Below are 24,904 nucleotides of genomic sequence, written 5' to 3'. Positions count from 1 at the left end.
CGACAGCCATCGGGGGGTTGACGGGCGATGCGAGCTGGCTTGCGTGTGGGGATCGTCGGGGCGACGGGGGCCGTCGGGCAGGAGCTGATGCGGATCCTGCCGAGCCGGGGCTGGTCGGTGGCGGAGCTCCGGCTCATGGCGTCACCGGCGTCGGCCGGCCGTCGCCTGCGCTTCGGCGACGAGGAGCTGGTGGTGGAGGCCGCCGAGCCGCAGCGTCTGTCGGGGTTGGACGTCATCTTCTTCTCGGCCGGCGCCTCGGTGAGCCGGGAGCTGGCGCCCGAGGCCGTCCGAAGGGGCGCCGTCGTCATCGACAACTCCAGCGCCTTTCGCATGGAGCCCGACGTGCCCCTGGTGGTGCCCGAGGTCAACATGCAAGACGCCCGGGCCCACCGGGGTATCGTGGCCAACCCCAACTGCAGCACCATCATCATGGCGGTGGCGCTGTGGCCCCTGCATCGAGCCGCCCGCATCCGGAGGATCGTGGTCTCCACGTACCAGGCGGTCTCGGGGGCCGGGGCCAGGGCCATGGCCGAGCTCTTGGCCCAGGTGGACGCGGAGCGACGAGGGGAGCCCTACGAGCCCGCCATCCTGCCCTATGCGGCGGGCGCGCGGCACTATCCCATCGCCTTCAACGTGATCCCCCAGGTGGACCGCTTCGACCAAGGAGGCTACACCAAAGAGGAGTGGAAGATGGTCCACGAGACCCGCAAGATCTTCCACGAGCCCGAGCTGGCCGTGACGGCCACGACCGTGCGGGTGCCGGTGCTGCGCTCGCACAGCGAGTCCATCAACGTGGAGCTGGCGCGGCCGGTCGACGTCGACGAGGCAAGGGCGCTGCTGCGCGAGGCCCCCGGCGTCGAGGTGGTCGACGACCCCGACCGTCAGCTCTATCCCATGCCCCGTGACTGGTCGGGCCGGGACACGGTGGCGGTGGGAAGGATCCGCGCCGACTACTCGTGCCCGACGGCCCTCAACCTCTGGGTGGTCGGCGACCAGATCCGCAAGGGTGCGGCCCTCAATGCGGTGCAGATCGCCGAGGGCCTCTTCGCCTGAGGCGGTCCACCGCGCCCGAGAGGACGAAAGGCAGGCGTCTTCGGCGTGCGCATCGTGGTGCAGAAGTTCGGCGGCACCTCCGTCGCCTCCGAGGAGCGGCGGCGGCAGGTCGCCGAGCACATCCGCCGGGCTCGGGAGGAGGGCCATGCGGTGGTGGCGGTGGTGTCGGCCATGGGTCGCCGGGGTGAGCCCTATGCCACCGACACCCTGCTGGACCTGCTGACCCACGTGGCCGCGCCGCATGCCCCCGATCCCCGCGAACAGGACCAGCTCCTGAGCTGCGGCGAGATCGTGGCCTGTGCGGTGGTGGCTCAGACCCTGCTGAGGGAAGGGCTGCCCGCGATCTCCCTGACGGGGGCGCAGGCGGGGATCGTGACCGACGGCCGCTACGGCGAGGCGCGCATCCTCCGGGTGAAGACCGACGTCCTGCACCGGCTGCTATCGGCGGGCAAGGTGCCCGTGGTGGCGGGCTTCCAGGGGGTCAGCGAAGACGGGGAGGTGACGACCCTGGGCCGGGGCGGCAGCGACACCACCGCCGCGGCTCTCGGGGTCGCGCTGGGAGCCGAGCTGGTCGAGATCTACACCGATGTCGACGGCATGAAGGCGGCCGACCCCCGGCTCGTGCCGGAGGCACCGACCCTGAGCGGGGTCACCTACCGGGAGGCGTCGGAGCTGGCCCACCTGGGGGCTCGGGTCATCCACCCGCGGGCCGTGGAGATCGCCATGGAGGGGCACGTGCCCCTGCGGATCCGCCGCACCGGCTCGGACGACCCGGGCACCCTGGTCTGGGACCGGCCCCACGGCGGTCGCATCGAGATCCGCTCCGACCGGCCGGTGGTGGGGGTGGCGCACGTGGCGCCCCTGACCCAGGTGGTCGTCAGCGGCCACCGCGACTTCAACGAGGGCTCCCTCAACGCCCGGATGCTGGAGGCGGTGGCCCGGCGAGGCGTCAGCATCGACCTCATCCTGGTCAGCCCCCACCAGCTCATGTTCACGGTGCCCGAGGGCGCCGCCGCGTCGGTGCAGGAGGCGCTGGCCGACTTCGACGTGGAGGTGGCCCTCACCGGGCGGCTGGCCAAGGTCTCGGTGGTGGGCGCCGGCATGCACGGGGTGCCGGGCGTGATGGCACGCATCGCCCGCGCGCTGACGGGCGCCGGGGTCGAGATCCTGCAGACCTCGGACTCGCACGCCAGCATCTCGTGCCTGGTGGATGCCGACCGGCTGCCCCAGGCTATCCGGGCGCTGTTCGAGGAGTTCGAGCTGGGAAAGGGGAGGTAGGCCGACCATGGCAAAGGGGCTGGGACGCCTGCTGACGGCGATGGTGACCCCGATGCGGGCGGACGCGAGCGTGGACTACGCCGCCGCCGCCACGCTGGCGGCGCGCCTGGTGGAGTCCGGATCGGACGGCGTCGTCGTCTGCGGCACGACGGGCGAGTCGCCGACGCTGACCGACGAGGAGAAGGTGGGCCTCTTCGAGGCGGTGGTGGAGGCCATCGGGGGCCGCGCCACCGTGGTGGCCGGCACGGGCACCTACGACACCCACCACAGCATCGAGCTGACGCGGCGAGCCGAGAAGGTGGGCGTCGACGCCATCCTGGCGGTGGTGCCCTACTACAACCGCCCCCCGCAGGAGGGGCTCTTCCGGCACTTCGAGGCCATCGCCAAGGCGACGAGCCTGCCGGTGATCCTGTACAATATCCCCGGCCGGACCGGCCAGCACCTGACGGCCGAGACGACGGCCCGGCTGGCTGCCATTTCCAACGTGGTGGCGCTCAAGGATTCGACGGGGCAGATCGATCACGTCTCCCAGGTGCGGCGGTTGGTGCCGCCGGAGTTCCTCATCTACAGCGGTGATGACAGCCTGACGCTGCCCATCCTCTCGGTGGGCGGTGACGGCGTGATCAGCGTCGCCTCCCACCTGGTCGGACGACGCATCCGGGACATGATCGACGCGTTCCTGGCGGGCAACGTGCAGGGGGCACGCCAGATCCACCTGGAGATGTTCGGGTTGTTCAGGGCGCTGTTCGTCACGACCAACCCCATCCCCGTCAAGCGGGCCCTCAAGCTGGCTGGCATCGACGTGGGCCCCGTGCGCCCTCCGCTGGTGGAGGCCTCGGAGGCCGAGACCAAGGTGATACGCGACGCCATGGCCGAGCTGGGGCTCGTGGCCTGACGGCGAGGGCCTGGCCGCCCCCGGCCGGTCGATCACACGAGGACAAGACGGAGGTGTCGTCCAAGGGAATGGGCTCCAACGGCCCGGCCGTCCAGCTGATCCCTCTCGGGGGGCTGGGCGAGATAGGGAAGAACATGTTGCTATTGGAGACGGAGAAGGAGATCCTGGTCATCGACGCCGGGGTGATGTTCCCCGAAGAGGAGATGCTGGGGATCGACCTCGTCATCCCCGACATGAGCTACCTCTGGGAGCGTCGCCAGAAGGTCCGGGCCGTCCTGCTGACCCACGGGCACGAGGACCACATCGGCGCGTTGCCCTACCTGCTCCGGGAGATCCGGGTGCCGGTCTACGGCACCCGCCTGACGCTGGGGCTGGTGCGGGCGCGGTTGGCGGAGCACCGGCTCGACTTCGACCCGGTCCTGGTGGAGGTGAAGCCCGGCGAGCGGCACCGGCCGGGGAGCTTCGACGTGGAGTTCATCCACCTCAATCACTCCATCCCCGGGGCCGTCGCCATCGCCGCCCACACGCCCGCGGGCATCGTCCTGCACGTGACGGACTTCAAGTTCGACCAGACGCCCATCGACAACCAGCCGGCCGACTACCACCGGCTGGCCGAACTGGGCAAGCAGGGCGTGGCGGTGCTCCTCTCCGACAGCACCAACGCGGAGCGTCCGGGTTGGACGCCCTCGGAGCGCTCCGTGGGGCAATCCCTGCTGGAGGTGTTCCAGCGGGCCCCGGGGCGGGTGTTGCTGGCCACCTTCGCCACCAACGTCCACCGCATCCAGCAGGCCATCGACGCGGCCGTGGCCACCGGGCGCAAGGTGGCGGTGGTGGGCCGCAGCATGGAGAACGTGGTGGGCATCGCCTCGGAGCTGGACTACCTGCACATCCCGCCGGGAACCCTGGTGGGGCTGGACGAGATCGGGCGCCGGCCCCACGATCGGCTCGTCATCCTGACCACCGGCAGCCAGGGCGAGCCGATGTCGGCCCTGTCGCGCATGGCGTCGGGGGATCACCGCCAGGTGGCCATCGTGCCCGGTGACACGGTGGTCATCTCGGCCCATCCCATCCCGGGCAACGAGCGGTTGGTGGGCCGCACCATCAACTTGCTCTTCAAGCTGGGGGCCAACGTCATCTACGAGCCCTTCGAGGAGATCCACGCCTCCGGGCACGCCAGCCAGGAGGAGCTCAAGCTGTTGCTCAACCTGGTGCGGCCCCGCTTCTTCGTGCCGGTGCACGGCGAGTACCGGATGCTGGTCAAGCACGCGCGTCTCGCCCGGGAGGTGGGCATCGCCCCCGACCGGGTGCTGCTGGTCGAGAACGGGGACGTGCTGGAGCTGTCCGGCCAGCGTCTGGTGCGGCGGGGCAGCGTCCCGGCCGGCCAGGTCTTCGTCGACGGCCTCAGCGTGGGCGACGTCGGCAGCGTGGTGCTGCGCGACCGCCGCCAGCTGGCGCAGGACGGCATCGTGGTGGTGGTGGCCACGGTGGACGCCCGATCGGGCGAGCTGGTGGCGGGGCCCGAGCTGGTCTCGAGGGGCTTCGTCTACGCTCGGGAGTCGGAGGCGCTGCTGGAGGAGGCCCGTCAGCAGGCGAAGGCCGCCCTGCTCGAGGCCCTGCACCGCAACGGCACCGAATGGGGCGCGCTCAAGGGGCGGGTGAAGGATGCGCTGGGGCAGTTCGTCTACGAGCGGCTCAAGCGGCGCCCCATGATCCTGCCCATCATCGTCGAGGTGTGAGGCGCTCGGGCGCATACTACCTCCTGCCATCGACGCAACGGGCGAGGCAGGAGGCGGTGGCGTCATGGAGTGGAAGGGGTCCTGGCCGGCCGTCGGCGGCAACGACGGCGGGGCAGAGGCGGCGGACGGGGAGGCGCCGGACGGGCAGGGCAGATCCCAGCCGCCGGCGCCCGGCCCCCTGGAGTATCTGCGGCAGCTGGGTCAGCTCTCGCCGGTCCCCTCGGGGGAGCAGGGCATCCACGTGCTGCCCATCGTGGGGCAGATCGAGGGGCACGTCAGCCTGCCTCCCAAGAACAAGGCGACCAAGTACGAGCACGTCATCCCCCAGCTCGTGGCGGTCGAGCAGAGCCCCCGGGTGAAGGGCGTGCTCATCGTCCTCAACACCGTCGGCGGCGACATCGAGGCCGGGCTCGCCATCGCCGAGATGGTGCGCACCCTCTCCAAGCCTGCCGTCTCCGTGGTGCTGGGGGGCGGGCACTCCATCGGGATTCCCATCGCGGTGGCGGCCGACTACAGCTTCGTGGCGGAGACGGCCACCATCACCATCCATCCGGTGCGCCTGTCGGGGGTGCTGGTGGGCATGCCCCAGGCCTACGAGTACCTCGACAAGATGCAGGACCGGATCATCCGCTTCATCGTCGACAACTCCCGCATCTCCGAAGCCAAGCTGCGCGAGCTGATGTTTCGCACCGGCGATCTGGTGCGCGACGTGGGCACCGTGCTGGTCGGGCGGGAGGCGGTCAACGTGGGGCTCATCGACGAGATAGGGGGGCTCTCGCAGGCGGTGCGCAAGCTGCACGAGCTGGCGGAGCGCAGTCGCGAGGCCGTCCCGACGGAGGCGCCGGGGCTGTGATCCCCTGGAGCGTGCTCACCGAGCCCCTGGAGGGCCGAGAGGAAGAGGCTGGTGGAGAGGCGCCGGAGGGAGTCGTGCAGGTGGCCCTGGGGTCCTGGCGGGGCGTGCCCGTCTGGGTGGAGTGTCGCCAGGGGCCCGGGGGGCGCCTGGTCGTCGAGCGCCTCGTCACCACCGATCCCGAGCTGTACCTGTGGCCGGCGCTGGGGCCCGGGGCGGTGTTACCGCCCGCCTGAGCCGGGGCTCCGGTGCGGTAGCGGGCGCCGTCTCGTGATGGCGTTCACGAGATCAGGTATAATGGCGCCGGGCGGAACTTGACCCCGGGCGGTGAAAGCGTGCGGCTCTGGGAGCGGCTGGAGGTGCGCCTGCTGGGCAGCGTGGCGGCCGTCGCGCTGGCCATGAGCCTGGCCAGCTTCGGCTGGGATGCGTACCGCCAGCGCCTCGATGCCGAGCGCACCCTCACGGACCGCGCACGAGCCGTCACCAAGCAGTTCCTGGCCGTCCGCTCCTTCGTGGCCCAGGCCGAGACCGAGCGGCTGCATTCGGAGCCGGGCAGCTTCCACCACCTGGACCCCGTGGCCGTCGCGCGGGTAGTGGGCGAGATCTTCGGCGCCGGCTCGGAGGCCACGGTGCGGGAGGTGTGGGTGGGCGCCGCCTCACCCCAGCACCGGCCCGACCCCGTCGAGCAGGCCGCCTTGGCCCGATTCGAGGCGGAGCCGGGCGTCACCGAGTACGCGGTGGTGAGCGGGCCCGAGGCGACGCCGGCGGCGGGAGGCCCCGAACCGGTCTCCGGGACCGGCCGGCTCTTCCGCTACGTGGCACCCATCTACCTGGAGGCGAGCTGCCTCAGCTGCCACCAGCAAGGCGCGTGGGCCGGGCAGACGGGGGCGGAGCCCCCGGCGGTGGGCGATGTGATGGGAGCCATCAGTATCGCCGTGCCCATCGACTCCTTCGAGGCCTCGGTGGCGTCGGCGATCCGCGACCGGCTCTGGTTCACCGTCTACCTGACGGGGATCTCGCTGGCCGTGCTGGCCTTCCTGCTGCGCCGTCAAGTGATCGGGCCGCTGGGAAAGCTGACGGCCATGGCGTCACGCTTCGCCACCGGCGACTTGCGGCCGGCGCCGGTCCCCCGAGGAGCGGCCGGGGAGACGGCGATGCTGGCTTCGGTGATGAACGACATGGCCGCCGCGCTCCGCGAGCTCTACGAGGATCTGGAGTCCAAGGTGGAGGAGCGCACCCGCCGGCTGCAGGAGGCCAACGCCATCCTGCGGGAGAAGCAGGCGGAGCTGGAGCGGGCACAGCAGCTGCAGTCCGAGTTCTTGGCCACGGTATCCCACGAGCTGCGCACGCCGCTCACCTCCATCCTGGCCTTCACCGAGCTCATGCTGGAGGAGGAGCGGGTGGCCCAGGACGCGGCGCTGCGCGAGTACCTCACCGACATCCGGGAGTGCGCCCAGCGGCTTTACGGCCAGATCAACGACCTGCTGGATCTGGCCCGCATCGAGGCGGGCCGGATGCAGCTCGACCGGCAGCCCTTCGACGTGCGCGAGGCGGTGGAGGCCTGCCTGCGCCGCATCGAGCCCCTGGCGACACGCAAGGGGTTGGCGGTGCTCCACCCGCAGGGGGCCGCGGCCGTCTGGGTGGAGGCGGACCGCAGCCGGGTGGAGCAGATCCTGATGAACCTGCTCTCCAATGCGGTCAAGTTCACCCGTGCGGGCCGCATCGCGGTCGAGATCGAGCCCGGCGCGGAGCCGGACGGGGGCATGGTGCGGATCGACGTGAGCGACACGGGCATCGGCATCCGGCCCGAGCACCAAGCCATCATCTTCGAGAAGTTCCGCCAGGTGGATAGCTCGGCCTCCCGCGAGTACCCCGGCTCGGGACTGGGCCTGGCCCTGGCCCGTCACCTGGTCGAGATGCACGGGGGACGCATCTGGGTCCGGAGCGCGCCCGGCCAGGGCAGCACGTTCAGCTTCACGCTGCCGGCCGCCTCTGGGGTCGCGGCCCGGCCGGCGGGAGGATGATGGCGATGGACGGCGAGCGCATCCTGGTCGTCGACGACGAGCCGCACATCCTCAAGGCAGTGAGCCGGCGCCTGGAGCGTTCGGGCTACCAGGTCGAGGTGGCCGCCGACGGGGAGGAGGCGCTGGAGAAGTTCGAGCGCTTCCGGCCGGATCTGGTCGTGCTGGACCTGATGCTGCCACGGCTGGACGGGTACGAGGTCTGCCACGCCATCCGGGAGCGCTCATCGGTACCCATCATCATCCTGTCGGCCCGCAGTGAGGAGCCGGACCGGCTGACGGGCTTCTGGCTGGGGGCCGACGACTACCTGACCAAGCCCTTCAGCCTGGCCGAGCTGGTGCTGCGCATCCAGGCGGTGCTGCGGCGGGCCCGCCCCGACAGCGCCGCGGCGCGGCCCTCGGAGGCGGTCGAACCGGCGGCGCGAGCCGACCAGGAGACGGACCAGGACCAGGTGCTGCACTTCGAGGGCCTCACCATCGACCGGCGGTGCTGGATGGTGTGGCGCAACGGCAAGCCGGTGGAGCTGACGGCCAAAGAGTTCGACCTGCTGTGGCTCTTGGCCAGCCACCCCATGGTGGTCTTCACCCGGGACCAGATCCTGGACCGGGTCTGGCAGAGCGACTACGCCGGCGATCTGGCCAACGTCACCGTCTGCATCAGCCGCCTGCGCGAGAAGCTCGAGGAGGACCCCATGGCCCCCCGCTACATCCAGACGGTGCGCGGCGTGGGCTACCGGTTTAGGGCTCGCCCCATCAAGCCGGGAGCCCGGCCCGGTGCGGCGTCGACCGGCGAGCCGGCGGTGGCGGGGTAGGCGCGCGGCACTGACGGGAGCCGCAGCCCGGCAGGATCCCACTCGACGGCAATCGAACTTCTTCGGCCGTCTCTTTGGGAATCCGCTTCCTCATGTCGCAGCGGCACCCATTCTGGTGGTGCTTCAGAGGGGGTACCGTCTACGTCGAGGCAATCCGTCGCGGACCTCATCGCGGATCCGGCTGATCGCCCCCGTAGCGTGGCCCGCTACATGGTCGAGGGCTCGTTGCTGCTCTTCGCGCTGGCTGCCCCCTTGAGCGGGGGCGGGTTGGCCCTGTTGCCGCTAGCCCTGTCGCTGCCGGTGCTGCTTCGACAGCTTCAGCAGGTGCCCCGGCTTGCGTGGCCCGCGGCGAGCCTGGTCGGGGCAACGTTGATTTCTGCGGCGTTTGGGGTCGACAAGCTGGTCGGATTCGGTCACGTCGTGGGGCTGTTGCTGCTGGCGGCGATAGGGTTAGCGGGTGGTCACGCCCTCGCTTCGGACGCGGTCTTGCTGAGACATCGATGGCTCGCCGTGGCCACTGTCAGTACGGCGGTGATGGCCACGTACGCTGTCTACCAGCATTTTGGGCTGCACATAGCCAGGGCGACGGGATTCGGTGGCTTCGCCAACCGGCTCGGTACGCTGCTGGCCTTCTTCGGGTTCGTAGGGCTCGGTTACTTGTTGACGCTGCCCCGCCGGTGGCGATGGATATCGATACCTTTTGCCGCACTCGTGCTGACCGGCATCGGCGCCAGTATGTCGCGGGCTGCTTGGGTAGCGGTGGTGGCGGGGGCCGCGGTGATGGCCCTGCGATGGGGACGGCGGGGAGTGGCGATATTGCTGCTCGCGTGCATCCTCGTCGCCGCCGTGGGGAGCTTGCAGTCGCGGTGGGTTGGTCGCTGGCAAAGCATCTTCGACCTGCAAGACAACCTCGATCGCATCACGCTTTGGTGGACGGCGTTACGCATCTTCGCATCCAGTCCCCTCGTGGGGCGCGGTCCTGGCAGTTTCCCTCAGTTGCAAGCCGCCTTCATGCCCGACCCTGCCCCTGCCCGGGTCCCCATCTCCTCGACGCCCCACAGTGTGTTGTTCGGGCTGGCCGCTGATACAGGGCTGCTTGGACTGGCAGCCTTCGGCTGGTTGCTGGCGAGAGCCCTCGGCATGGCCTGGAAGGTGTGGCGACATGGCGACATCTTCTCCGTCGGGCTCGTGGCGTCCGTCGTCGCGATCGTGGTCAATGACCTGTTCGGCCAGGGTTTCTACGCCATGGAGGTAGCTTCCGTCATGTGGATCGGCTTCGGCCTGCTCGATGGGCTGTACGCCGGTCATCGCGATGGATTCCGGCGCGGGAGCGGCGATGAGCGCTGAGTCACCGTCCGTGCTCTTTTATGCCGACTTGTGCCGGCCGTTCGCGCCGCCGGACTTCGAGACCCGGGCCATGGGTGGGAGCGAGACTGCCCTGTTTTATGTCGCTCGGGACCTGGCAGCACTGGGTCACCAGGTCACGGTCGTCGCCCATCCGGGGGCTCGCCAGGGTGTGTATGACGGCGTCACCTATGTCGATATAGGTGGCGCCGAATGGCGGGAATACCGCAACGTGGACGTGACGGTCGTCTTCCGGCAGCTCCCGCACGCACGCCGTCCATTGCCCGGCCGTCATCGACTCTTCTGGGGCCACGACCACATCGGCCTGTATCCCGAGCTTCCGCACGGCATCAAGCGCAGCTTGCTTGCCGCAGCTTGGCGTCTCGGCTACCGGCTCTTCAGCCGGCACGCGCCCGGCGTGGTTGCCGTGAGCCGGTGGCTGGCCAATTGTTATGTCGAGTTTGCTGGCTGGCGCTCCGACCGAGCCTGGGTCATCCCCAACGGGGTCAACCCGGAACTCTTTCGCGACGCCGACCCGCGCCCTCCCGCCGACGAGAACCGGCCGCTACGGGTGGCCTACACCTCGGTGCCCGAACGTGGCCTTGGCCTGCTCATCTCCCGCGTGATGCCGGCCATTTGGGCACAGGTCCCGGACGTGGAGCTGCATGTCTTTAGCTACCGGCCGCTCGAGGCCTATCGCGCACTGGCTTCCTCGGCCGGCTCCCGAGTGGTCTTCCACGGCGGGCTCCCGCAGCGGGACCTGGCTCGGACGCTTGCGTCTTACGATCTCTGGCTCTACCCGACCGACTTTCCGGAAACCTCGTGCATCGCGGCGATGGAGGCTCAGGCGGCGGGTTTGCCTGTCGTCACCTCCGCCCGCTATGCGCTTCGAGAGACGGTGGAGGACGGCCGCACCGGCATCCTCATCGAGGGGACGGTCGGGTCGGCCGAGTACGTGGAGCGCTTCGCCAGCGCCGCAGTGAGACTGTTGCAGGATGCCCGCCTCCGGCGAGAGATGGGAGAGCGTGCCCGTCGCCGCGTCTTGACCGAGTTTACGTGGAGCAAGGCCGCGCAGCGGTGGAGCCAACTGCTGTACGAAGTGGCGACGGATGCCGGGAGTCACCCGTGAAGGTCTCGGGCAGGCGTCGTACCGGGCGAACCCGCCCCATGGGTCAGCTGAGCCGCGATGGCCTGAGCGATCCGGCGAGCCCCGCCCCTCGGGCCCATGCGGGAGCGACCCACCTCGCTCATGCGTCGGTAGCGCTCCGGGTCATCGAGCACCGCACGCAGCGCCCCGGCGATGGCGGCGCCGTTGGGCTCTACGGCCCGGACCGCTTCGCCGAGCAGGAGGCGTTGGCGTCGTACCATCGCGTCATTCAGCTGCGGCCCCGTGCCGCGAGGCAGGATGACGGGTTTCCCGAGACCGGCTGCCTGCTCGTTGGCCGTGCCCGCCAGGCCGATCACCGCGGTCGCCTGACTGATCACGTCGCCGAACCGATGAGTGACGATCGTGACGGTCGCACCGTCCGGGTGGGCCACGGCCCACGCCTCCTCTTCCCCGAACGCCCCCGGGGCGGGTACGAGGCACCACTGCGTCCCGGCCAGGGCATCTGACAGGGGAGCGACCGGGAGGTTGTCAGCCCACGCGGCGACGAACCGGCAGTGGCGGAGCCCTGCGCGGAACGCGCACAACACGCCGTCCAGCGCGAGCCTGAAGTTCGCGTACGCCTCGGCCCGGCTGCCCGGCAGAATCGCGACCGTGGGCCTCGGGTCCCCGTCGCGAGCGTCGCCCAGGCGTGTGCCGGTGATATCGAAGGCGTCCATCATGGGATTGCCCACGAACATCGCCGGCACCCCGTACTTTCGTAACATGTCGGCGCTGAGATGGTCCCGGGTGAAGACGACGCGGGCACACTTCCGCATGAGGCTCCTCTCGCCAGGGTTGGAGATCTCCCGTCCCTGGGTGAGGTAGGCCGAGTCCGCGATGGCCACGAAGACGAGGGGGCGCCTGATGACCCAGCGCGCCAGGTAAAGGATGAGCCGATCTCCCACGCCGACGACCAGGTCGACCCCGGGGGCCCATCGTCGGAGGGCCCGTGCCTGTCGTAGGTGGAGGCGGATCAACCCCGCTCGCAGGTCATGCCACAGGGCCCGGGACCGTTTCAGGCCCACGAAGCCTCCGCTCGGCATCGGCCGAGTCGGGGTGACGACGGCGATCCCAAGGCGCCGGTAGGGGCCTCCGTCTCCCACGATGGGGGCGGCCAGCACGCGGGCAGACGGAAGCGTGTCGCTCAGTTCGCGTGCGATGGCCGCACCGACTGCATCCTCGCCATGGCCATTGCTGAGGAAGAGCACGGCGGGGCGACCTTGGTCTGCTGGCATGGCGTCATCCCCGTCCAAGCCGGCGAGCCGACAGCAACTCGGCCAGGGTGCGCTCCCACGTCTCGGCAATCGCGTCCCACGAGCGCTGCTGCAAGGCAAACTCACGTGCGGCGAGCCGCATCCGCTCCAATCGATGGGGGTCCCGGAGCAGGCGCACGACGGCCCTGGCATAGTCGGTTGCGAACTCCGGAGTGCCGGGGACACCCCCGACCACGACTCCCCGTTCATCGTCGCCGACCAACTCGGGAAGGACCCCCAGCGCGCTGGTCACCACCGGCACCCCGGCTGCCATGGCCTCCAGCACGGCGATGGCGCCTAGCTCCTCGAAGTTGGAAGGGTAGGTCATCAACGACGACGCCATGAGTTCCCGGGCCAACCGGTGCTTGGGCAGGGAGCCACGGAGGTGGACCCCTGGGCCCGTGACCGCCCGGAATGCTTCCAGCGAGCGATACGAGAAGACGTGAAGCTCGGTCTCGGGCAGCTCCGAGCGGATCGCAGGGTAGATGTCGCGCAGTAACGTCTGCAGGCCTCGCTCGGGTACCGACGTGTAGACCAGGCGCCACGGATCCCGCGCCGACACCTGCCCCTCACGAAACAGGGAGGGATCGATGCCGTTGGGCATGATTCGCAGCTTGTGCTCGGGTACCCGAAGCAACCAGGCGAGCTGACGCGCCATGAATTCGCTCACCGCGAACACCGCGTCGACCCGCTCATGCCACAAAGGTCCGGTCAGTTGCCGCCACCCGATCGCCAGCGCTCGAACCATCCTTCCCCGTGGGGAGTCGCGGGAGACTCCCTGGTAGTCGTGTACCCAGAAGACACGCACTCTCGAGGGGATGCGCACCGCCACGTCGAGCATGCGACGAAAGAGCACGAGCACGTCCGGGGGGCTCGCCATGGCCAGCCTCCGCCACTGCGCGGACTGGCCATGGAGATCGAGGTAGAGGACAACCATCATGCTTGCCGGCCTCGGCTCCGCAATGGTTGAGCACCGTCACGTCGTGCCCCAGCCGGGCCAATCCCTGAGCCACGTAGTACAACGCGCTCTCACTGCCGCCCAGGCCGCTGGTGGAGAGCGTCCGGGGCGAGAAGGGCTCGGATTGTCGTGCGAAAAACCAGATGCGCATGGTACCTCCCAGGTGACGTGGAATTGCCGCTTCCTGGTCCTTCCACTGGGCTCGTCGAAACCCTGCACGTCCATGTGCCGCTCGCTTGGACGGACGATGGGGGATGCAGGGGGCGCGTCCCTCGATGGCCAACGTCGTTCCCCTGGTCAGCGGTCCGGTGTGGTATGTTCGTGCGGGGAGGATGGGGCATGTCCGCTGCGTCCGTCTCGGTAGTCGTCCCGGTACGAAACCGCGAAAAGCTCATCGGCCCCTGCCTCGAGCACCTGCTGCGTGCTGCCGAGCTGGCTGCGGGCAGGGGGCACCGCTTCGAGATCGTCGTGGCCAACGACGCCTCGACGGATGGCACGGGCGAGATGGTCGACGCCATGGCGGCGCGGAGCCGGGTACCCATCCGCCACATCCGATTGTCGGAGCGCCAGGGGCCCGCTCGCGCCCGCAACGCGGCGCTGGAGCTCGCCACGGGGGAGCTCGTCGTCTTCGTCGACAGTGACGTGATCGTGGTCGACCGGTTCTTTCAGGTCCATCTCGAGGCTCATGACCGTGCAGGCCCCCGTGCGCTGGTGCTCGGCCCCGTCATCTCCGTACCCTCGGTAGAGGCCGCCTTGCGTGCTCCGAGGGGGAGGGTCTGGGACTTCTCGACCAACCCACTGGATACGGCCAACGCTTCCGTCAGGAGAGAGCATCTGCTTGCGGTAGGGGCGTTCGACAGCCGCTTCGAGGGGATGGGGTGGCAGGACATCGACCTGGGGCTCCGCCTGCTCCAGCGCGGGCTCGTGCGTGCCCGGGCAAGGGGAGCCGTGGGGTATCATGTCAAGCCACCTCTCACGGAGCCGTCACAACTTGCCTTGATGCTGGTGAAGGAACGGGAGAGGGGCCGATCGGCTCACCACTTCCTGGCAAAGCACCCCGGCCTGACGAGCCGACTGGCGGTGCAGGCCACCGTCTTGCATCGGGTGATCAACTGGGTCTCCCGCATGGGGGGACTCGTCGACGAACGCAACGTGCTGGACTGGGTGAGCTGGGCCCGCCGGCGCAACCTCGCCGCCCTCGAGGTGATCTGGTTGTCTGGTGTGCTCAATCGGGCGTATCTCATGAGCTTTCATCGTTCCGGCAGCACCGGGGGCGCGCACGAGGCCTTGTGACAGGCGGGGAGGGAGGGCCCGTCATGCGGGTGGGTGTGGTAGGCGCGGGCTACGTGGGACTGGTAGCGGCGGCTGGGCTGGCGCTGGGGGGGCATCAGACGGTCATCGCCGAGGCCAACCCATCCCGCCTGGCTCGGCTGCGTGAGCGACGCGCCCCCTTCCTGGAGCCCGGGCTGGACGAGTGGCTGCGTCGCGCGGGGGAGAGGTTGTCCGTGGTGAGCTCCGTGAGGGAGATGGGCCCCAGGGACGCCATCATGATCGCTGTAGGGACGCCGTCCGGGGTGTCGGGGCAAGGAGACCTGACCCAAGTGCGGCAGGCCGTCGAGGAAGTGGTCAGAACAGCCGCTCCGGGGACGGTCATCGTCATGAAGAGCACCGTACCCCCCGGCACGGGGCGAGAGCTCGTGCGCCAGTATGTCGCTCCGGCGAGGCGCGGGCTTGCCTACGTGAGCAACCCTGAGTTCCTGAGGGAGGGCAAGGCGCTCCACGATTGGCTCCACCCGGACCGCATCGTCGTCGGCGCGGAGGAGGCATGGGCGGCGGAGCGAGTGGCCGAGCTCTACCGGGGGATCGATGCCCCGGTGCTGCGGACCGACATCACCAGCGCCGAGATGATCAAGTACGCAGCCAATGCGCTGCTCGCCACCAAGATCTCCTTCATCAACGAGATCGCCAATCTCTGCGAACTCGTGGGGGCGCACATCGACGACGTCGCCACGGGCGTCGGCATGGACCCCCGCCTCGGTCCCCACTTCCTGCAAGCCGGCATCGGGTACGGAGGCTCGTGCTTTCCCAAGGACACGCGGGCCCTCTACTTCACGGCCGCCGTCAACGGGTACGCCTTCGAGCTCTTGCGTGCCGTCATCGAGGTCAACCGGCGCCAACGCATTCGCGTCGTGCACCGGCTCAACACACTCCTCGGGGGACTGGCGGAGCGCAGCGTGGCGGTCTTGGGACTCGCCTTCAAGCCGGGCACCGACGACACTCGTGAGTCTCCGGGGCTCGAGATCGCGCGGACGCTGGCCGGGTACGGCGCGAAGGTGCAGGTGTACGACCCGGCGGCGGTCTTGCCCGATAGTGGCGGGCCTCCCGGCTCCCCCGTCGTGCTCTCACCCGGATTGGTCCGAGTCGCATCGTTGGAGGATGCGGTTCGCTCGGCACAGGCGGTCGTCGTCGCTACCGAGTGGCCGGAGTTCGTCGAAGCCGACTGGGAGCGACTCTACCGGCTGATGGCGGCTCCCCGCGTCGTCTTCGACGGTCGCAATTGTCTCGACGCGGCGCGACTCGCTGCGATGGGCTTTCGGTACGTGGGCGTGGGACGACGGGTCGCACCAGCGACCGGCGACGCCGACGTGGCCCCGGCTTCGCTGGCGGAGGGCACCGGCGGCGCGTGACGGTCCCTGCCTGGCCCCAGCGGGTCATACGAGGGGTCACTGCTGACGTAGAGTTGCCCCGTGCCGCCCGTCGTAACCGTGCCGATCGGACTCGTACTCGCGCTGGCCGGCGTCCGGCTGGGGTACGCCGCGGCCCGGGATGCCGCGGGGAGCTGGGCGAGCCGTGTCCTGCGGACGCTCGCGGGCCGGTCGGGCTGGCTGGTGCTGGCGGGGGCCGTGGCGGCGGCGGCCCTCCACAGCTCCAGCGCCGTCGAGGTGGTGGTGCTGAGCCTGGTGCAGGCACGCACCCTCGCGCTCGACGACGGGCTCTTGGTCGTGCTGGGCGCCAACGTGGGGACGACGGCCACCGCCCAGCTGGTCGCGCTGCGCCTGCCGGGGCTGGGAGCCCTGGCCATGGGGCTGGGGCTGCTGGGGATGCTGGTCGTCCGTCGAGGCGCGACGGCCCTGGCCCTCTTCAGTCTCGGCTGCTTGCTGCAGGGGCTCGACCTCGTGGCCACCGGCGTGGGACCGTGGGTGGGCACGCAGCTGGCGTCGCTGGGGCGTACCGGTGTCGCCTCGCCCGCCAGCGGGTTCGTCTGGGGCTGGCTGCTGACCTCCCTCGTGCAGAGCAGCACGGTGGTCTCCTCGGCGCTGGTCAAGATGGCCGGCGAGGGCCTGCTGGCGCCCGAGGTGGGCGTGGCCGCCGTCCTGGGGGCCAACGTGGGGACGGTGACGACCGGGCTGGTCGCCTCGCTGTTCGTGGGGAAAGGGGCCCGCTGGCTGGCGCTGGCCGACTTCGCCCTCAACCTGGGGGGCGCCGTGCTGACCCTCGTCCTGTTCGGATGGTTCGTGGGGCTGCTCGAGCGGCTGGCCGGGAGCCCCGCGCAGGTGGTCGCCCACGCCCATACCGCGTTCAACGTGGCCTCGCTGCTCCTCGCCTGGCCGTTCGTGCGTCCCCTCGGACGGCGTCTGGCCTCCCACCTCGGGTGACGCCCCGCCCCACCGCTCCGAGGCCCGCCCGCCGGCAGGACTCGCCTCGAGGGCGCCGAAACGGCGCCGGGAAGGCAGGGGAGCGCGCAGGATGGACGTAGGGGCGGCGGTAGTCTTGGGCCTGGTGCAGGGCCTGACGGAGTTCCTGCCGGTGAGCAGCTCGGGGCATCTGGTGCTGGTGCAGCACCTGATGGGCATCACGGCCCCACAGCTGCTCTTCGACGTGGTGGTGCACCTGGGTACGCTGCTGGCCGTGCTGGTGGCGCTGCGGGCCGAGGTGATCGCGGTGCTGCGTGGGGTGGCCGCGTGGCCACGCCTCCTGGCCGGGAGGCCCCTGGCGGCAGGCGACGCCCGCGACGGGCAGCTGGCGGCGTGGGTGCTGGTCGGTACCATCCCGGCCGGTGTCGTGGGCCTGGCCCTGGACGACGCCGTCGAGGGGCTCTTCGGGTCGGTCAGGACGGTGGGCCTGGCCCTGCTGGCGACGGCCACGCTGCTGGCCGTTGCCGACCGCGCACGGGTCCGGTCCCGAGGGCTGGGCGAGGTGGGGTGGGTCAGGGCCCTCGTCATCGGGTTGGCCCAGGCCGTGGCCGTCGTTCCCGGGATCTCGCGCTCGGGCTCCACCATCGCGGCGGGCCTGCTGACCGGCGTCGAACGTGATGCGGCGGCGCGCTTCTCCTTCTTGCTGGCGGTGCCCACCATCGCGGGGGCGGGCCTGCTGGCCGCGCTGAAGGGCGCCAGCGGCGGGCTGGCCTCGCCCGGGTTCGCCGTGCTGCTGACGGGCTTCGGAGCGGCGGCCCTATCCGGGTACGTCGCCATCCGTCTCCTGCTGGCCACGCTGCAGCGGGGTGCCCTGCGCTACTTCGCCCTCTACGTCGCCGTGGTGGGCGTCTGGGTGCTCGTCGGCCTGTAGGCCACAGACGGGGTGAGCGGGGACGAGACGGCGCCTTCGGCCGCTTCGGCTGCTGAGGACGGTGGCGGTGGTGGCCGCCGTCGCATGGCTGGCGTACGCCTGGCTGGGCGCCGCCGCGGCGTGGGTGGCGGCTCGCCTGGGCCCCACCGACGTGGGGCGTTGGGGCGAACTCCTGGAGGCGTACCCGGGGACCTTGCTCATCGTGCGGGTGGAGCGCCTGTTGGCGGCGCCGCAGGCGGGCGACGTGACCCCGCTGGTCAACGAGGGTCAGTCGGTGGCGACCGGCACGCCGCTGGTGCGCATCCAGCCTGAGTCGCCCGGCGCGCCGGCCGTGCTGGTGACCGCACCCTTCTCGGGGGTGGCCAGCTTCCTCGGCGACGGGTGGGAGGGGGCCTTCTCGCCCGAAGCGCTGGCCGCTGCGAGCCTGCCCGAAGGCCCCCAGCCCCGGAGCACGCCGCTGGTACCCCGACGGCCCGTGGCGCGGGGAGAGCCGGTGGTGCGGCTCGTCGACCGGCGGGAGCTCTGGGGCGTCTTCTTCGTGGACGGCTCGCTCCCCCAGGCCATCGGCCCGGGCGCCCGCATCGAACTGGTGGGGGCCAGCGCGGCCGACGGCGTGCCGGCCCGGGTGGTGGAGCGCGTCGCGGCCAGCTCGGGCGAGGGCGTGCGCCTCGTCTTGCGCATCGACCGCCAGCCCGTGGACTGGCTGTATCGACGCGTCGAGCGAGAGGTGCGCCTCGTCGTGGGCCGGTACGCGGGGGTCATCCTGCCCGCTTCGGGGCTGGCCTGGCGGCGGGGGCGGCCGGGCTACTGGCTGGCGACGCCGGGGGGGCCCTCCTTCGTCGCCGTCGAAGTGGTCAAGCAGATGGGCCGGCACGTGGTGGCCCGCGGAGTGCCCGACGGTGTGCGGGTCTACCGCTGGCCCCGTTGGCTGGAGGGCTTTTGAGCGCCAAGGAAGTGGAGTGAGCGCCGTGGGGTTCATCGAACGGGTGCTGGCCTGGCTGGGTGTCGAGGCGGACCCGAGCGCGGCGTCCGAGCCGCCCGCACCGCCGACGTCCGTGGCCCCGATCCGCGAATCGGGGGAGAGTCCCGCGCGGCGGGGCCGGGTGGTGACGTTGCCCACCGCTGCGGCGGCCACGGCATCGCCGGGCGGCACCGGGCGGGGGGTGAGCCGGCTGGTGGTCTTCGAACCGAGGACCTTCGACGATGTGCAGGCGGTCGCCGGGCACCTGCGCGAGGGCCGGCCCGTTGTGCTAACCTTGAAGTCAACGGACCGGGAGACCGCCCGGCGCGTCGTCGACTTCGTCTCCGGGACCTTGTATGCGCTGGACGGCTCCATGCGGCGCATCGACGACGACATCTTCGTCTGCTCCCCGAGCGGCGTCGACGTCGAGTGGGAAGGGTTGAACGCACCGTGAGACTTGGCGAGCGGGTGGCCGTCATCGGCGCCGGGGCCATGGGCGAGGCCTTCATCAAGGGCCTGTTGCGGCAAGGTCTCTCGAGCCGCGACGAGATCGTGGCCACCGACAAGAGCCCGGAGCGGCGCGCCCACATCGAGCAGGGCTACGGCATCCTGGTGACCGACGACAACGCCGAGGCGCTACGAGGGGCTGACACGGCGGTGGTCGCGGTCAAACCGCAGAGCATCGTGGAGGCCCTGCGGGAGATGGCGCCGGCCATCGACGTGGGCCGCCACCTCGTCATCTCCATCGCGGCCGGGGTGCCCACCTCGGTCATCGAGCGCCGCCTGCCGCCGGGTACGGCGGTGGTGCGGGCCATGCCCAACATCGCGGCGCTGGTGGGGCAAGCGGCCACGGGGCTGTGCCGGGGCACCTTCGCACAGGAGGGCCACCTGCAGCGGGCCCTCAAGATCTTCGAGGCCATCGGGCGAGCCGTCGTGGTGCCCGAGGGGCTGATGGATGCCGTGACGGGTCTGTCCGGCAGCGGCCCTGCCTACGCCTACCTGGTGGTGGAGGCCCTGGCCGACGGCGGGGTGGCCGCTGGCCTCTCCCGTGAGGCGGCGCTCTTCCTGGCGGCGCAGACCCTGGCGGGGGCGGCGCGCATGGTGCTCGACACGGGCCGCCATCCCGCGGAGTTGCGCAACTGGGTCACGTCACCCGCCGGCACCACCGCGGCGGGTCTGACCGTGCTGGAGAGCCGGGGGGTGCGGGGCGCGCTGATGGAGGCGGTCCTGGCGGGCACGCGGCGCTCGCGTGAGCTGGGAGAGGCCGGGACGGGGGGCGCGCGAGATGGCTGAACTGTGGCACTGGCTGGGGCTGCTCATCTATCGGCTGCTGACGCTCTACAGCTGGATCATGCTGGCGCGGGTGCTGGTCTCGTGGCTGCCCGTCGACCCCTACCATCCGGCGGTGCGGTTGCTCCGGGACCTGACGGAGCCGGTGCTGGCGCCCATCCGCCGCGCCCTGCCGACGGTGCCGGGCCTCGACTACTCGCCCATCGTCGCCTTCCTGTTGATCTCGGTCGTGCAGCAGGTGGTCTTGCGCCTCTTCTGATGCGTACGGTATACTCATCCTCAACATGGATGCCATCCAGGCTCACAGGCGATGCGCGGGAGAGTAGCGGCGATGCGCCGGAGCCGCCAGCGAGTCGGGGAGGGTGCGAGCCCGACGCCCGGGTTGCCGTGAAGATCACCCGCAAGCCGCCCGCCGAGCCGGTTCGCCCGCTCGCCGCCACGCCGGGCGTCCGGGGCGATCCGGGGTAGACCGGGCCGGAGGCAGGCCGTTATCCTGCCAGCGGCGTGCGCCAGGGGCGCACGTCCATCGGAGGGGGAGGGTGCCCGCCCCGGCACGGGGTCGGGTCCGGGGATCCGACGGGCGCTCTCCAACAAGGGTGGTACCGCGGGAGCGTGCGAGTGCGAGCGGCTCTCGTCCCTTGGGACGAGGGCCGCTCTCGTTTTAGCATCACCGATCGCTCGGGAGGGCCGCAGCGACCATGGGCACCGACACCAAAGCGCAGCGAAGGCAGACGGGCGCCGACTACTCCAGGACGGTCCTGACGCCCAGGACCGCCTTTCCCATGAAGGCAGACCTGCCCCGTCGAGAGCCACAGTGGCAGGCCTTCTGGGAAGAGCGCCGCCTCTACCAGCGTCTCCAACAGGAGCGCAAGGCGGCGGGCGCGCCCCTCTTCGTCCTGCACGACGGGCCGCCGTACGCCAACGGGCACATCCACCTGGGCACCGCGCTCAACAAGATCCTCAAGGACTTCATCGTGAGGGTGCGGGCCATGGAGGGGATGCTGGCCCCCTACGTCCCCGGCTGGGACACCCATGGCATGCCCATCGAGCACGAGGTGGTGCGCCGCCACGGCGTCGACCGCCACGCGATGCCGGTCGTGGAGTTTCGCCGTCTCTGCCGGGAGTACGCCCTGCACTTCGTCGACGTCCAGCGCGAAGAGTTCAAGCGCTTGGGGGTCTGGGGCGACTGGGAGCATCCCTACCTGACCCTGGAGCCGGAGTACGAGGCCCGGCAGGTGGAGCTCTTCGGGCAGATGGTGGAGCGCGGGTACATCTACCGGGGCGTCAAGCCCGTCTACTGGTGCCCTCGCTGCGAGACCGCCCTGGCCGAGGCCGAGGTCGAGTACCGCGACCACACCTCGCCCAGCATCTACGTCGCCTTCCCCTTCAAGGAGGGCACGGGGGTCGCCCGCGAGCTGGCGAGCGACGGGGCGGCCATCGTCATCTGGACCACGACCCCATGGACGCTGCCCGCCAACCAGGCCGTCGCGGTGCACCCGGACCGCCCCTACGTGCTGGCACGCATGGGGGGGCGCCTGCTGGTGGTGGCGGAGCCCCGCCTGGCGGCCGTGGCCGAACGCATCGGGGCCGACGACGTCGAGGTGCTGCGGCGCTGTCAGGGCTTCGAGCTGATGGGGGCCACCCTCTCCCACCCGCTGGAGGCCCGTGAGGTGCCCGTGGTGGGCGACGACATGGTCAGCATGGAGGAGGGTAGCGGCGCCGTTCACATCGCCCCGGGCCACGGGCACGAGGACTACGAGGTGGGCCTGCGCTACCAGCTGCCGGTGGTGACGCCGGTGGACGACCAGGGTCGCTTCACGGCCGAGGGGGGCCCGTACGCCGGCATGCCGGTGGACGAGGCCAATCCCGTCATCGTGGCCCATCTCGAGGCTCGGGGGCGTCTGTTGGCCAGCGGCTCCATCCAACACCAGTACCCCCACTGCTGGCGATGCAAGGGACCGGTGCTCTTCCGGGCGACGGAGCAGTGGTTCGCCTCCATCGACGGCTTTCGCCGCCAGGCGCTGGAGGCCATCGACCGGGTCGAGTGGGTCCCCTCCTGGGGCCGGGACCGGATCCGGCAGATGGTGGCCGAACGGCTGGATTGGTGCATCTCCCGCCAGCGGGCCTGGGGGGTGCCCATCCCGGTCTTCTTCTGCGGCCGCTGCCGGCGGCCGCTGATGGACCGGCGCAGCATCGAGGCGGTGGCCGCGCTCTTCCGGCGCGAGGGCTCCGATGCGTGGTTCACCCACGAGCCCGAGGCCATCCTGCCGCCGCAGACACGCTGCCCGCACTGCGGGGGTACGCGGTTCGTCAAGGGCACCGACACCATGGACGTCTGGTTCGACTCCGGCTCCAGCCACCGCGCGGTGCTGGAGCAGCGAGAGGAGCTCCGCTGGCCGGCCGACCTCTACCTGGAGGGCACCGACCAGCATCGCGGCTGGTTTCAGTCGTCCCTGCTGACGGCCGTGGCCACGAGGGGCGAGCCGCCCTACCGGGCGGTGGTCACCCACGGCTTCGTGGTGGACGGCCAGGGCCGGGCCATGCACAAGTCCCTGGGCAACACGGTGGCCCCCCAGGAGGTGATCGAGCGGTACGGGGCCGACGTGCTGCGGTTGCTGGTCGCCGCCTCCGACTATCACGAGGAGGTGCGGGTCTCCGACGAGATCCTGGGCCGGCTGGCCGAGGCGTACCGTCGCATCCGCAACACCGCTCGGTTCCTGCTGGGGAGCCTCTTCGACTTCCGCCCCGACGTGGACGCCGTGCCCTACGACCAGATGGAGTACCTGGACCGCTGGGCCCTGGCGCGCACGGCCGAGCTGTCGGACCGATGCACCCTGGCCTACGGTCGCTACGAGTTCCACGTGCCCTTCCACGAGATCGTCCGCTTCTGCACGGTCGACATGGGCGGCTTCTACCTGGACGTCCTCAAGGATCGCCTCTACTGCGAGGCGGCCGACTCGAGGACGCGCCGCTCCGCCCAGACCGCCCTCTACCACATCCTGGACGTGCTGGTGCGGCTGGTGGCGCCGGTGCTGGTGCACACCGCCGAGGAGATCTGGCAGCACATGCCCGAGCCCCGACCGCACGAGAGCGTCCACCTGGCCCGGTGGGTCGACGTCAGCGCATGGCGTCGCCCCGAGCTGTTGGAGGCCATGGAGCCCTTCTTCGCCCTGCGGCGGGAGGCGTTGCGGGCCCTGGAGCAGGCCCGGGCGGCGGGACAGATCGGCTCGTCGTTACAGGCCGAGCTCTCCGCGAAGGCGTCGGCGTCGGTGGTGGCGTCGCTGCCGGTACCGGTGGAGCAGCTGGTCGGCTGGCTGATGGTGGCCTCGCTGGAGCTGCGAGCCACCGAGGATGGAACCCCTTCGGGCGACGGGGCGTCGGCCTGGCGTGTGGAGGTGAGGCCGACGGCCCATCCCAAGTGCCAGCGATGCTGGCGGCACGTCCCGTCGGTGGGCTCGGTGCCGGCGTGGCCCGACGTCTGCGACCGGTGTGCGGCGGTGCTGGAGGGGGCAGACTAGCCCCACGGGAGGCCCGGATACGCCTTGAGGGGGGCCAGGCGCAGCCGCCGGGAGCACATGCCGCCGGCGGGGCGGCTCATCGCACGCCTCGACGAGCTGGTCGCAGCCATGGAGAAGGCCAGCGTGGCCGAGTTCATCGAGCTGTACCGGCATCCGATGCGTCTCTTGTCACTCAACTTCGTGGCGGGCGTCTTCCGGGGCTTCGGCATCGCCGTCGGCTTCACGGCCGTCGGCGCGGTCTTCGTCTACGCGCTGGGACGGCTGGCCGCTCTCAACTTGCCCTTCATCGGCAACTTCGTGGCCGAGCTGGTACGCATCGTCCAGGTGGAGTTGAGCCGTCCCTAGCCGCGGGCGTGCCGGGTGCGCCGGGCCCCTGACGGTGCGGGCCTCGCGGGGAGATCCCACGCGGTGAAGGGACGGGTGTCCCATGAGCGGTGGCCTCTCGGAGGCGACCCGTGCCAAGCTCCGCCGGCGACTGGAGCGGATGGCGGCCCGTCTGGACCGCCGGGCCCGCTCGCTGCGGCAGGGCGGGCTGGAGCGCCCGCTGCACGAGAGCGTGGGCGAGCTGGCCAGCTACGACCAGCACACCTCGGACCTGGCGGCCGAGACCTTCGAGCGCAGCAAGGACCTGGGGCTGCTCGAGCGGGTCCAGCTCACGGGCCAGGAGGTGCACGATGCGCTGCGCCGGCTCGACGAGGGCCGATACGGCTACTGCGAGCAGTGCGGCCGCTTCATCGGCACCGCCCGCCTGCTGGCCCTGCCCTGGGCCCGGCGATGCGCCGCCTGCCAGCAGGCGCACGACCTGGAGGAGGAGCGCCGGGTCGAGGACCGGGCGGTCGGGCGCCGCCCCCTGGAGGAGGCGGCCCTGATGCCCCCGTTCGGCCGCGCCGACCAGCGAAACGCCGGGGAGACCGGCTTCGACCCGGGCGACGTCTGGCAGGCACTGGCGCGCTACGGCAACGCCAACTCGCCCCAGGACGTGCCCGGTGCGGTGGACTACGACGAGACCTGGGAGGGGGCCGACACCGAGCAGCCCGGCGGGGTGACCGAGGTGGAGTACATCCCCGACATGGCGGGCACCGGCGTGGTCGACTACGACCAGGTCTACCCTGACCCCTCGACGTCGGGGCGTCGGCGTGCGCGGCGTGGCCCGACGGAGGAGACGGGGGGCGACGACGACCTCGAGGGCGACCGGTGGATGTGAGGCGGGGCGCATGGTAAA

23 protein-coding genes are annotated in these 24,904 nt (G+C 70.9%); 21 read left to right on the top strand and 2 right to left on the bottom strand.

Translation table 11 applies throughout. The features are described from left to right. The first annotated feature begins 27 nt into the window (after positions 1-27). The 10 genes from VLY81_RS08190 (at position 28) to VLY81_RS08145 (ending at position 11,118) form a co-directional block, all read left to right on the top strand. On the top strand, positions 28-1,053 hold the full coding sequence (locus tag VLY81_RS08190) for an aspartate-semialdehyde dehydrogenase (RefSeq protein WP_324667676.1): 1,026 nt from the start codon (positions 28-30) through the stop codon (positions 1,051-1,053). Between the two features lie 45 nt (positions 1,054-1,098). Then, on the top strand, positions 1,099-2,331 hold the full coding sequence (gene dapG / locus VLY81_RS08185) for an aspartate kinase (protein WP_324667675.1): 1,233 nt from the start codon (positions 1,099-1,101) through the stop codon (positions 2,329-2,331). Positions 2,332-2,338: 7 nt separating this feature from the next. Continuing rightward, positions 2,339-3,226, top strand: coding sequence for a 4-hydroxy-tetrahydrodipicolinate synthase (gene dapA / locus VLY81_RS08180; RefSeq protein ID WP_324667674.1), 888 nt, complete (start codon positions 2,339-2,341; stop codon positions 3,224-3,226). 68 nt (positions 3,227-3,294) lie between these two features. Continuing rightward, a complete protein-coding gene (locus VLY81_RS08175) occupies positions 3,295-4,962 on the top strand; it encodes a ribonuclease J (RefSeq protein ID WP_405001358.1) in 1,668 nt (555 codons plus the stop codon). 64 nt (positions 4,963-5,026) lie between these two features. Beyond that, positions 5,027-5,815, top strand: a complete 789-nt coding sequence (locus VLY81_RS08170; RefSeq protein WP_324667672.1) for a ClpP family protease — start codon at positions 5,027-5,029, stop codon at positions 5,813-5,815. Then, positions 5,812-6,048: a hypothetical protein gene (locus VLY81_RS08165; protein WP_324667671.1), complete on the top strand. Its 237-nt coding sequence runs from the start codon at positions 5,812-5,814 to the stop codon at positions 6,046-6,048. Before VLY81_RS08170 ends, VLY81_RS08165 begins: the two co-directional genes overlap by 4 nt. Before the next feature lie 78 nt (positions 6,049-6,126). Further along, positions 6,127-7,836: an ATP-binding protein gene (locus VLY81_RS08160; RefSeq protein WP_324667670.1), complete on the top strand. Its 1,710-nt coding sequence runs from the start codon at positions 6,127-6,129 to the stop codon at positions 7,834-7,836. Positions 7,837-7,841: 5 nt separating this feature from the next. Next, a complete protein-coding gene (locus VLY81_RS08155) occupies positions 7,842-8,645 on the top strand; it encodes a response regulator transcription factor (RefSeq protein ID WP_324667669.1) in 804 nt (267 codons plus the stop codon). A gap of 198 nt (positions 8,646-8,843) precedes the next feature. Next, positions 8,844-9,992, top strand: a complete 1,149-nt coding sequence (locus VLY81_RS08150; protein ID WP_324667668.1) for an O-antigen ligase family protein — start codon at positions 8,844-8,846, stop codon at positions 9,990-9,992. Then, positions 9,982-11,118, top strand: coding sequence for a glycosyltransferase family 4 protein (locus VLY81_RS08145; protein ID WP_324667667.1), 1,137 nt, complete (start codon positions 9,982-9,984; stop codon positions 11,116-11,118). Before VLY81_RS08150 ends, VLY81_RS08145 begins: the two co-directional genes overlap by 11 nt. Here VLY81_RS08145 and VLY81_RS08140 read toward each other — a convergent pair. Together VLY81_RS08140 and VLY81_RS08135 are read right to left on the bottom strand one after the other, a co-directional pair. Beyond that, positions 11,109-12,371: a lipid-A-disaccharide synthase-related protein gene (locus tag VLY81_RS08140; RefSeq protein WP_324667666.1), complete on the bottom strand. Its 1,263-nt coding sequence runs from the start codon at positions 12,369-12,371 to the stop codon at positions 11,109-11,111. The genes VLY81_RS08145 and VLY81_RS08140 overlap by 10 nt on opposite strands. Before the next feature lie 4 nt (positions 12,372-12,375). Then, positions 12,376-13,329 carry a glycosyltransferase family 4 protein gene (locus tag VLY81_RS08135; protein ID WP_324667665.1) on the bottom strand — a complete coding sequence of 318 codons (954 nt, stop codon included), beginning with the start codon at positions 13,327-13,329 and terminating at the stop codon, positions 12,376-12,378. A gap of 357 nt (positions 13,330-13,686) precedes the next feature. On the opposite strand from VLY81_RS08135, the gene VLY81_RS08130 reads away from it, so the two are divergent. From VLY81_RS08130 to VLY81_RS08080, 11 genes are all read left to right on the top strand, one after another. After that, a complete protein-coding gene (locus VLY81_RS08130) occupies positions 13,687-14,640 on the top strand; it encodes a glycosyltransferase family 2 protein (RefSeq protein ID WP_324667664.1) in 954 nt (317 codons plus the stop codon). 23 nt (positions 14,641-14,663) lie between these two features. Further along, entirely contained in the window at positions 14,664-16,034 is a 1,371-nt protein-coding gene (locus VLY81_RS08125) for a UDP-glucose dehydrogenase family protein (protein WP_324667663.1), read from the top strand. 78 nt (positions 16,035-16,112) lie between these two features. Beyond that, entirely contained in the window at positions 16,113-17,003 is an 891-nt protein-coding gene (locus VLY81_RS08120) for a Na/Pi symporter (RefSeq protein ID WP_324667662.1), read from the top strand. 91 nt (positions 17,004-17,094) lie between these two features. Next, a complete protein-coding gene (locus tag VLY81_RS08115) occupies positions 17,095-17,913 on the top strand; it encodes an undecaprenyl-diphosphate phosphatase (RefSeq protein ID WP_324667661.1) in 819 nt (272 codons plus the stop codon). 61 nt (positions 17,914-17,974) lie between these two features. Then, positions 17,975-18,856 (top strand): biotin/lipoyl attachment domain-containing protein, encoded by an 882-nt coding sequence (locus tag VLY81_RS08110; protein WP_324667660.1) that lies wholly within the window; start codon positions 17,975-17,977, stop codon positions 18,854-18,856. 16 nt (positions 18,857-18,872) lie between these two features. Then, positions 18,873-19,328 (top strand): cell division protein SepF, encoded by a 456-nt coding sequence (locus VLY81_RS08105; RefSeq protein ID WP_324667659.1) that lies wholly within the window; start codon positions 18,873-18,875, stop codon positions 19,326-19,328. Beyond that, positions 19,325-20,167 carry a pyrroline-5-carboxylate reductase gene (gene proC / locus VLY81_RS08100; protein ID WP_324667658.1) on the top strand — a complete coding sequence of 281 codons (843 nt, stop codon included), beginning with the start codon at positions 19,325-19,327 and terminating at the stop codon, positions 20,165-20,167. The genes VLY81_RS08105 and proC overlap by 4 nt, the downstream gene beginning before the upstream one ends. Then, entirely contained in the window at positions 20,160-20,423 is a 264-nt protein-coding gene (locus VLY81_RS08095) for a YggT family protein (RefSeq protein WP_324667657.1), read from the top strand. The genes proC and VLY81_RS08095 overlap by 8 nt, the downstream gene beginning before the upstream one ends. Before the next feature lie 439 nt (positions 20,424-20,862). Then, complete coding sequence (gene ileS / locus VLY81_RS08090) at positions 20,863-23,682, top strand: isoleucine--tRNA ligase (RefSeq protein WP_324667656.1); 2,820 nt, start codon at positions 20,863-20,865, stop codon at positions 23,680-23,682. A 24-nt stretch (positions 23,683-23,706) separates the two neighbouring features. Further along, positions 23,707-24,027 carry a DUF5665 domain-containing protein gene (locus VLY81_RS08085; RefSeq protein WP_324667655.1) on the top strand — a complete coding sequence of 107 codons (321 nt, stop codon included), beginning with the start codon at positions 23,707-23,709 and terminating at the stop codon, positions 24,025-24,027. Between the two features lie 82 nt (positions 24,028-24,109). Beyond that, on the top strand, positions 24,110-24,886 hold the full coding sequence (locus tag VLY81_RS08080; RefSeq protein ID WP_324667654.1) for a TraR/DksA C4-type zinc finger protein: 777 nt from the start codon (positions 24,110-24,112) through the stop codon (positions 24,884-24,886). Positions 24,887-24,904 lie beyond the last annotated feature (18 nt).

The organism is Limnochorda sp. LNt (assembly GCF_035593265.1).
Taxonomy (GTDB): Bacteria; Bacillota; Limnochordia; order Limnochordales; family Geochordaceae; genus Geochorda; species Geochorda subterranea.
Note: the sequence above shows the minus strand (reverse complement) of the source record. Positions and strands in the feature narration are given on the sequence as shown.